Below are 10,356 nucleotides of genomic sequence, written 5' to 3' on the forward strand. Positions count from 1 at the left end.
AAAAAAGAGTGACTATTGGCCGATCGCGAATCCTTCGTCGGGATTGGCGATCTCCGTGCCGTTGATAGTGACAAGGTAGCCTTCCGCATTGGACGGTTTTGAGACCGAAATGCGATATTTTGTGTCTGAAAGATCAAGTTCAGCCGTAAAGCCGTCCCATGCCGAGGGCAAGGCGGGCTTCACGTAAAGGTGACCATTGGCGACACGGATCCCCAGCAAACCTTCGATGGCGACACGGTACATCCAGCCCGCAGAGCCGGTGTACCAGCTCCAGCCGCCACGTCCGGCCAGTTGTCCTTCGCCGTAGATATCGGCAGCAACCACGTAGGGTTCGACCCGGTATTGGTCGCTCGCAGCCTTGTCCAGCGCGTGGTTGACGGGATTGAGCAGGTTGAAGCAACGCCACGCATCGTCACCACGACCCATTTCAGCCAGCGCCAGGACAACCCACGTCGCGGCATGGGTATACTGCCCGCCGTTTTCGCGAACGCCCGGCGGATAGGACCGGATGTAGCCGGGGTCGCGTGGCGACTTGGCGAATGCCGGTGTAAACAGCCGGATAATGCCCTTGTCGTCATCCACCAGCCGCTCAAGAACGGCATCCATGGCTTTTTCACCACGAGCCCGGTCGCCTTCGCCGGACAGGATGTTCCAGGATTGGGCAATCGAATCGATCTGGCATTCGAAGTTCTCGTTCGAACCGAGCGGTGTGCCGTCATCGAAATAGCCACGACGATAGTAACCGCCATCCCAGCCTGCCGTTTCCAACGCCTTCTTCAGTTCCGGCAGATGGGCCGACCAGCGTGCAACCCGCTCGCTGTCGCCACGGGCTTCGGCGTAAGGGATGAAGGATGTCAGCGTACCCGCCAGGAACCAGCCGAGCCACGTGCTTTCACCACGGCCGAGCATGCCGACGCGGTTCATGCCGTCGTTCCAGTCGCCACCGAGGATCAGCGGCAAGCCGTTTCCGCCCTTGCGACGGATAGCAAGGTCGAGGGCCAGCGCCGCATGTTCGTAGAGGCTGACCTTGTCCGAAGAAACCTCCGGCTTGTAGAAGGCATCGTGCATCCCCGATGTCAGGGAGGCGCCCTCTACGAAGGCAAGTTCTTCGTCGAGCAGTGCCCGGTCGCCGGTCACGGTGCAGTACTGGTTGATCGCGTAGGCGAGCCAGACCACGTCGTCCGAGATATGCGTCCGGACGCCGGCACCTGTTCCCGGCAGCCACCAATGCTGGACATCGCCTTCGTGGAACTGGCGCGAGGCGGCATTAAGGATCTGCTTACGGGCAAGCTCCGGCGAATGCGTCAGGAACGCCAGCGTATCCTGCAACTGGTCGCGGAAGCCGAAGGCGCCGCTCGCCTGATAGAAAGCGGTGCGTGCCATGATGCGGCAGCCGAGGCTCTGATAGGGGAGCCATGCATTGACCATGTTGTTCATCGCCTTGTCAGGCGTCGAGATCTGCAGCCGACCTGTGAAGCCGTTCCAGAAGGTCTTGCTGGCCTCGAGCAGGTCGTCGAAGCTCTCCGACCGGATTGCCGACACGAGAGTGCGAGCCTCTTCAGTGGACGCAGTATCGCCCATGTAGAAGCAGACATCCCGCTGTTCGCCAGCCTCCAGCGTCACGTCGATGGCCATCGCGGCGCACGGGTCGCCCTCGAGATCGAGTGAGCCGGATAGGACGGCACCAGAGACGACAGCCTGCGGCAGCTGGATCGAACCGGCCCGACCGATGAACTCACGGCGGCTGGAGGAGATGCTACCCACCGTTTCGCTGGCCGCCATGAAGGCAACATGACGCGAATAGTCGATGCTGTAGGGGTTGCTCGCAAACAACGCTCCGGTCTCGGAATCCTGCGACGACAGGATGAACGGCCCCGTCTTGCGCGGATTGTTGCCGAGAACCCATTCTGCATAATTGTAGAGACGCAGGCGGCGAACCGCCGTGCCCTCGTTGCGCAGCCGCAGGCGTGTCATCTTGACAGGACGCGTCCGGTCAACCGTCTGGGTGACTTCGAGCGAGATTTCGTCCTGCACGCTGGTGAAGACCGAATAGCCAAGGCCGTGACGGGCTTCGAATGCAGCGGATGGACGGCGCGACAGGGCCGCATAGGGCGTCATGACAGCACCGCTGACGAGATCGGCGACATAGAGCGCCTCGCCCGGACGGTTGATGACCATGTCGTTGGACCAGGAGGTCAGCTGGTAGTCGCGAGAGTTCGCGCTCCATGTGAAGGCAGCACCTTCGGCCGCGACATGGAAGCCGAAATTCTCGTTGGATATGACGTTGATCCACGGCTGCGGCGTCGACTGGCCACCGAACAGGCGCACGACATATTCGCGGCCGTCGCTGGAGAAGCCGCCATAGCCGTTCCAGAAGTCTAGATCGCCCTTGTCTACCATCGAAGCCGGCGCCGAAACTGGCTGCGTCGTCGTGGCAACCACGGTGGTACGCCGCATTTCGGGTTCACTTGTATGCGTCGATGTCGCAAGCGAAGGCGCACGGGTGATCTGGTCGACGATCGTCCCGTTGCGGGCATGGAAGACGACGCGCGATGCCGCCAGCACTGCCTGGTAGGTTTCAGGCTCCATCAGGTCCTTGCGCGCTGCAAAGATATGCGGGCGCAAGCCTTCGCCCTGGCTCGAATGGCGGACGGATTCGCAAAGCGCATCCAGATCGTGCTGCATGTCCTGCGCATAGGACGCAGCCCGCTCGTTCATGATCACCAGATCGGCGGTGATGCCGCGCGAACGCAGGTATTCCTGGGCACTCAGCGCTTCCTTGGCGATTTCGAGATCGATATCGTCATTGATGCGCAGCGTGAAGATCGGGTGATCGCCGGAGATCGCCAGCGGCCACAGCGCCGACTGCGGCTGCAGCCCTGCGTGGACCACGGCTGCTTCGGCCCTCAGGTGCATATCAGGATAAACCAGATAACGGGCCAGATGCTGGAATATCTTCGCATGTTGCGAAGTCACGCCGATCTGGCGCATCTGAACCTGTGTCCGGGTCCAGGCATGAACCATTTCCTGACCGAATGCATCGGGATTGCGGAAGCGCTCGACAGCCCTGTCGATATCTTCGCGGTTCGGGGCAGCGATCGTCCAGAAGATGACGCTGACCTTCTTGCCGGCCGGAACGCGGATGACACGGCGCAGCGAAAGGCAGGCGTCGAGCGTAAATCCATCGGTGCCGGAGAGGCTTATGCCAGGGTCGAAGGCGGCAGCCTCCCCAAGGCTGCGGCCGCGTCCGATGAAGCGACGGCGATCGGTTTCGAACTCGGTCGGTCGTTCGGAGCCAGCATTGTCGACGACCATGTGGGCCATCGTCATATCCGGTTCGTTAGGATCGCGCTTGTTACGCTCGACACGGATGACATCGCCAAGTTCACCGATTTCGGTTTTGACGAACATCCGGGCAAAGACCGGATGGGCTGCGTCGACATCCTCGTTAGCGATGACGGGCTCGAGATAGGACGTCACTTCGATGAAGCGATCTTCAGAGCCGGCATTGTGCAGAGTGACACGCCGACCTTCGGCATCGTGGTCGGTGGCGATGATGCACTCGACGTCGGAGGTCAGCTCCCCAACCGTCTTGCTGTACTCGGCCTTGTCGTCGCTGAAGATGACGCTGGCCTTCTCGCCCTCGATGCTGCGCGGCTCAGATGTCGCCGACCACCACTGGTGGGAGACCGTATCGCGCAGGAAGATGAAAGTGCCCCAGCGATCCTCCGTCGGATCGGGCTTCCAGCGAGAAACGGCAAGACCGTTCCAGCGCGAGTAGCCTGAACCTGTCGCGGTCAGCATGACGGAATAGTGGCCGTTCGACAGAAGGGCGATCTCGCGGTCCTGGCGCGCAGGATTGCTGATCTTGCGGACTTCCGCCTTCAGCAGGTCCTCCTGGATGTTGGCCGGAGCATCGGTCTCGTGCTTGGCGGCCATGACCGGGATATCGCGCGGTGCCTTTTCCTGAAGCAGCAGTTCGGCGGCCTCGATCACTGGATCGGCGTGGAACAGCTCGCGAAGCCTGCCGTTGAAGGCAACGTTGGCGACGGCTGCGATCGACATGCCATGATGGTGGGCATAATAATTGTAGACGATCGCGAACTTCTTGCCGTCCGGGACGCGGGTGGGCGTAAAATCGACGGCATCGTGGAAGCCGTACATGCCGAGAGCGCCGACCTTGCGCAGTCGGTTGAGGTTTTCGAGCGCTGCCTCCGGATCGTACATGGCGGCCAGCAACGAGGCATAGGGCGCGATGACGGCATTCTGTCCGAGACCACGCTTCAGGCCGAGCGAGGGCACGCCGAAGTTGGTGTACTGATAGTTCATCTGATGGTCGCGGGCGTTGAAAGCCGCTTCCGAGATACCCCACGGCACGCCGAGGCGACGGCCGTAGTTCATCTGCTCGATGACGATCAGGTTGTTCGTCTGGTTGAGAATACCCCCTTGGCGCTCCTGCATGACCAGCGGCGGCATCAGGTATTCGAACATCGAGCCCGACCACGACACCAGCGCACCACGCGAGCCGACCGGCACGACCTGACGGCCGAGACGATACCAGTGCTCCGTCGGCAGGTCGCCCTTGGCGATGGCAAAGAGGCTGGTAAGGCGGGCTTCCGAAGCCAGCAGATCGTAGCAGGCAGCATCGAGCTCACCGCTTTCGACACGGTAGCCAATCGACAGCAGGCGCCGTTCCGGGCGGAAAAGGAAGGCAAAATCCATCGAGAAGGCGATATCGCGGGTGCGATCGCGCAGGTCGATCAGCCGCTGGCGCAGTGCCTCGACATTGGAGAGGTCGAAGACGCTGTCGGCAATATGGGCTTCGCAGACCTGGATCAGCGATTCCGACCAGCGAATGACTTCGGCACTCTGCGGCGACTTGACCTCGTGATCGAGATTGGCCGCGAGCTTCTTGATGTCGCGCGCGAGCACGGCAAGGTTGATGACGCGGATCGAGGCAAACTCGTGCTCGCGCTTGACCGCAGCAAGAGCGTTCTGAAAACCGATGATGCGCTCTTCGAGACGGCGGCGCAGAGGACGCACGGTCTTGCGGTCGTCGGGAAGGTCCGCAAGGATTTCCTGGAGAACGCCGGAGACATCGCCGACGCCATCGAGATTGCCCTGCATATGCGCCGACGGTGCTTCTGCCCAAATACGGCATGCCGAGGAAACGGCGATCAGGTGTCCGGCAAGGTTACCGCTGTCCACGGCCGAGACATAGCGCGGCCCGAGCGTCTTCAACGTGTCCGTATGATACCAGTTGAGCAGGTGACCGCGGTATTTTTCCATCCGATCGACGGTGGCGATCGTCTGCTCGAGACGGGTGATTGTCTCCTCGAACGACAGCCAGCCGAAATGACGGGCTGACACGACCGACAGGAGATAGACGCCGATATTGGTCGGCGACGTCCGCGGGGCGACCACGGCGTGCGGCGTCTGCTGGATGTTGTCCGGCGGCAAGAAGTTCTGCTGCTCGACGACGAAGGCTTCGAAATAGCGCCATGTGCGGCGGGCAATCTTGCGCAACTCGGTCGACACATGCTCGGAGACATGCAGCTGGTCTTCGGTTTCCGCCGACTGGCTAACATAATAGGCAACTGCCGGCGACAGGACCCAGAGGACGACAAAGGGAATGCCGACCAGATAGGCGTTGCTGCCGCTGAGTGCGGCAAGCCCTAGGGCTAGCACCGCCAGAACCGGCGCCTGCCACATGACCTTGTAATGGCCAAGAATAGTCGTCTGGGCCGCGGCCTGGGCGCTTGCAGCCGTACGCCACTGCAGCATGAGCTTGCGGCTGACGAAGGTGCGGTAGATGGACCGGCCAATGGCGTCTGCCATGCCGCAGGCGGAATCCGCCAGGAACACGATACGCAACGCCACTTGGGCATTGGCATCGCGGATATCGGTCCAGACGGTATAGAGGTGAGCGCGGGCGACGATATCGCTGGTGCGAGGGATGATGCCGTTGATAAGGCCGAGCGTCGGGGCGACGAAGAGGCAGAAGATCAGCACGATCTGCCAGATCAGCGCCGAGAACGGCGCCATCAGATACCAGCCTAGCACGGACGCGAAGAACCACGCGATCGGCGTCAGCGAGCGGCGCAGGTTGTCGAACATCTTCCAGCGTCCGAGGCCGGTAATGCCGCGCGAGGGATTGAAGATGTACGGCAGCAGCTGCCAGTCGCCACGCGCCCAGCGGTGCTGACGCGAAACCTCGACCTCATAGCGGATCGGGAAGTCTTCGACGAGTTCGCAGTCGGTGACGAGAGCGCAGCGCGCCATCGAGCCTTCAAGCAGATCGTGGCTGAGAACGGAGTTCTCGTCGATCTTGCCGCGCAGGGCATTTTCGAAGGCGTCGACGTGATAGAGGCCCTTGCCCGTGAACGTGCCTTCGCCAGCCAGATCCTGGTAGACGTCGGAAACGGTGAAGACGTAGGGGTCGAGGCCGCGATTGATCGAAAAGACGCGCTGGAAGACGGACGCGTCCTTGCCCGTCGTCAGTGACGGCGTGACGCGCGGCTGCAGGACACCGTAGCCGCTGATGACGCGCTTGGTTTCCGGATCGACCACCGGCCGGTTGATCGGATGGTAGAGCTTGCCGACGAGCTTTGTCACGGTATCGCGCATCAGGCGCGTGTCGGAATCCAGCGTCATGACATACTGGATGTCCTTCGGGATGACATTGGCGCCAGGAAGGAATGTCGTGTCGCGGTCACCGCGCAGCAGCAGGTTCAACTCGTGCAGTTTGCCGCGCTTGCGCTCCCAGCCCATCCAGACGTCTTCGGCAGGATTGTAGAGGCGACGACGGTGCAGCAGGTAGAACCGAGTCTTGCCGTCGAAATTGTAGCGCTGTGACAGGTTGCCGATTTCGCGGCGCGCATAATCCAGTACTTCCAGATCGGCCGGCGTCTCCTCGACCTTGCTGTCCGGCCAGTCGCTGAGCAGCGCGAAGTAGATTTCGCCGCGCGGGTTGGCGAGATAGTGGACCTCGAGATTGCGCACCAGTTCGTCGACGCTGTCGCGATTGGAGATCAGCGTCGGGACGACGACCAGGGTGCGGGCGTCTTCGGGAATGCCCTCCTTGAATTCGTATCCGACAAGCCGAACTGGCGTCACGAAAAGGGTGATGAGGGTGTTGAAGAGCCCCGTGGCGCCTTCGGAGGCAGGCAGCGAGAACATCAGCAGCAGGACGATGGTCTCGGCCGCACCCATGCCGGCGCGCACCATGAAGGTGCCGACAATGGCCATGGCAAGAATGGTCAGCAGCACGACCGGGCCGGCGATCGCAAACCAGCGAAGTCTGCGGACTTGGCGGACAAAATGCTGCACCGGCAGTGGCTTGTAGTGGATAGCCTCTTCCAGCTTCATGCGCTGTGTGCCGACGAGGAAGCCGCCGACGTTCGGTTCGTGAGACTGGGGCTCGGCAGACGCCTTGGCCGCAGCCGTCATGTCGATGGCAATCTGGGCGATTTCGATTTCGGTCTTGTCAGACCGGCGCGCGAGCTTTTCGATCTGCTTGCGGTATTTGTTGCGCGACCCGGCATCGAGGGCGCCATAATCGGTCTCTGTCCAGAGCAGCTTGTCGACCTGGCTGACCTCCTCGACCCAGACAGACCATTCTGTGTCATCGATTTCGCGCAGGCTGCGGATGATATGCCCCATGGTGGCATTGCCGGCGGCAAGCCGCGTGTGCTCGGCCATCATGACTTCTTCGGAATCGGTACCGGCTGCCGCCATCCGCTGCTCGAGCCAGTCGATGGCGAGGCTCGATGTCTGCGATCCGTCGCGCAGGCGATAGAGGAACTGCGTCGCAAAGGTATTATCCTTCGTCAGCGGCTCCAGCGATTTCAGATATTCTGCGCATTTTGCAGGCTCGGCGAGCCGGATCAGTTCGTCAGCGGCCTCGTTCGCCTTGCCGCGCATGCGGCGGCTGTGCTCGACACGGATCGAGATGCGACGCAGATTGTCGACCAGCACGTAACGCACCAGCGACGGTAACGCCCAGAGCTCGCCGATCTTGAAGATCTCGTGCTCCTGGAAACCGTCGACGATGGCCATCAAGCCCTTGTAGGAGATCTGGCTGTGGGTATGAGCGACATAGAGCCAGGCCACGGCGAGCGCACGTGGCATGACCATGCCCTGAATGGTCATAGTCGGCAGCTGGCGATAGAATTTCTTCGGAAAATCCCGCCGAACTTCCTGGATTGCTTCTTCGACAATGTAGTGATTGTCCAAGAGCCATTCGGCCGCCGGCGTGATGGACTGGCCTGCCTCGACATCCGCTGCGGCCGCGCGATAGACGCGCAGGATTTCCGTTTCGTTTTCACGATGGCGGGCGAAGAATTCGAATGGCTTGAAATTCGGCAGCGTATCGGCGCCGTCACGTGCGAAGGCCTCCCCGCACTCCCTCAGCTGGTCGTTGGACAGGAAGCTTGCGCGTATCGAATCGTTGAGATCGACAAGCTTGGCTTCAGGAGCGCGCGGCGAAGGGGTCGGGGAAATTTCAGCTGACATGGGGCGGTCTGGATCCAAACGGAGTAAAGAGCATTCGCCGACAGAGCCATAAGCGCGATCACCATTCTGAGTTCAAATCCCGGAGCCCACCAGGCGCCAGGTATTTGCAAATGGCAACTTTACCGCTGCATGACCAAATTCGGCGGAGATTTTCACGGACCTCATGAGCCGACGGCATCGCGCCGTGGTTCACCCGCTCCATGAAACCTTGGAAGCACTCAATATAAATCAAGTGAGCGCGGCGGCAAGATTACATCAAGGCGATCAAATTCATCATACATTCCCCAAATTGCACCGCGAATCTCGCCGGCTGGAAGCCAGCGTGAGACGTGCCTACTCCCATAGGCCGGCAAAGATGAACTTAAACTGAACTGAGGCCAGAGATTGTGCATGACGGCAGCCGGGGCCTTATACACCGCTCCTCTCGGGATAGGAAATAATTGACAGAAAGCGGATCGGCAGGGTGATCAGAACCTCTGGACCGTGCGGCGCGTCGGCATCGAAGAACAGGCTGTCGCCCGGCAGCATCGTATAGAGCTTGTCGCCATGGCGGTACTTCACCTCACCCTCGAGCATGTAGATGAGTTCCAGGCCGTCGTGCTGGAAGGCCGGAAAGACATCTGAATCAGCGGTCAAGGTGATGAGGTACGGCTCGACCTGCAGGCCGCTGGCACTGTTGCCGATATGGCCGAGCAGGTTGTACTGGTGCCCGGCACGCGTGCCGCGCCGTTCGATCTCCAGCCCCTCCCCTGCCTTGACGAAAACCGCATTGCGCACCTCTTCAAACCGGCGGAAAAAGGCGGTGACGGGAACGCCCAATGCGGCGGCCAGCGACTGGAGTGTCGTCAGTGACGGCGAGGTGTTGCCGTTTTCGATCTTCGACAGCATGCCGAGCGAGATGCCGGTGGCGGAAGCCAGATCGGCGCCGGTAATGCCGAGGGTTTTGCGGAAAGCACGGACCTCGCGGCCGATGGCCACTTCGAGATTATTTTCCTTGGGGTCGCGCAGGGAATGCGGATCCTGCTTCAGGATCGGCTTGGCTGGGATTGTTTTACTCGACGTTACGGTCGCCTCGACGCTCTTGCGCGTCGCTTTGTTGTTTTCCATCCGAATATCCCATGCTGCTCGACATCCAAGCTTACTTGTTTCGGCAAATGCTTGCTATCGGGCATAGTCAGAATTTCTGAGTCGGCATGGACTTAACAACAAAACGGCGGCCGATGTGGCCGCCGTTTTCAATCGTATTGAATGTCGAAATCAAATCCGTCTTGCATAGACGACAGGACCGCAATCCGCGTGGAAAACGATCAGGTCCCGACGCCGCACACCATGGCAGCAACAAACGCGAACGCGGCAGCAAAAAGCACCACATGCAGGACTGTCTCCCACCGGCGCCGTTTGGAGATACCGGCCGTGACCGCAAGCCGGCGTCGCTCGGAAGACGGACCAAGCTCGTCTACAGACGCATTCGACAGGCCTATATTTGCCATATGCTGCCTCCGTTAGAAAGTTGCGCTCAAGCGCGAGCAGCTGTTATCGGGGATTGATCGTCGCATTGGGAGAGATGGATTTCCGCCCTCTGCCCCGGAGTGAAAAAATTAATCTTCACGAGGGTCAAAACAGAGAATTAGCAAAGAATGCGACGAGCCCAGAGCAGGGTCCGCTCAATGGCTCCGTCGACGACTGTCGGCGCCAACTGCTGGCGCTGTGTGACAGCGGTTTCCTCGTCAGCCACGGAAGCACCGGCTTCGATGCGCTTTGCCCGGACGGGCGGGTGAAGGTAACCAAGGGTCATGCCACCCATGAAAAACATACTGCACCTCCAGACCTTGGCGATCACGA

4 protein-coding genes are annotated in these 10,356 nt (G+C 60.6%); all 4 read right to left on the reverse strand.

The genetic code is table 11. The features are described from left to right. Positions 1-12 precede the first annotated feature (12 nt). The 4 genes from PR018_RS15175 to PR018_RS15190 all read right to left on the reverse strand — a co-directional run bounded on the left by PR018_RS15175 (position 13) and on the right by PR018_RS15190 (position 10,327). Positions 13-8,514, reverse strand: coding sequence for a glycoside hydrolase family 94 protein (locus PR018_RS15175; RefSeq protein WP_142824576.1), 8,502 nt, complete (start codon positions 8,512-8,514; stop codon positions 13-15). Positions 8,515-8,922: 408 nt separating this feature from the next. Continuing rightward, the gene (locus tag PR018_RS15180; RefSeq protein ID WP_224127867.1) at positions 8,923-9,621 is read right to left on the reverse strand and encodes a helix-turn-helix domain-containing protein; all 699 of its coding nucleotides are present in this window, start codon (positions 9,619-9,621) and stop codon (positions 8,923-8,925) included. A 200-nt stretch (positions 9,622-9,821) separates the two neighbouring features. Then, entirely contained in the window at positions 9,822-10,004 is a 183-nt protein-coding gene (locus tag PR018_RS15185; RefSeq protein ID WP_142824575.1) for a hypothetical protein, read from the reverse strand. Positions 10,005-10,141: 137 nt separating this feature from the next. Continuing rightward, entirely contained in the window at positions 10,142-10,327 is a 186-nt protein-coding gene (locus PR018_RS15190; RefSeq protein WP_142824574.1) for a hypothetical protein, read from the reverse strand. Positions 10,328-10,356: the final 29 nt, after the last annotated feature.

The sequence above is a fragment of the Rhizobium rhododendri genome, from assembly GCF_007000325.2.
Classification (GTDB): domain Bacteria; phylum Pseudomonadota; class Alphaproteobacteria; order Rhizobiales; family Rhizobiaceae; genus Rhizobium; species Rhizobium rhododendri.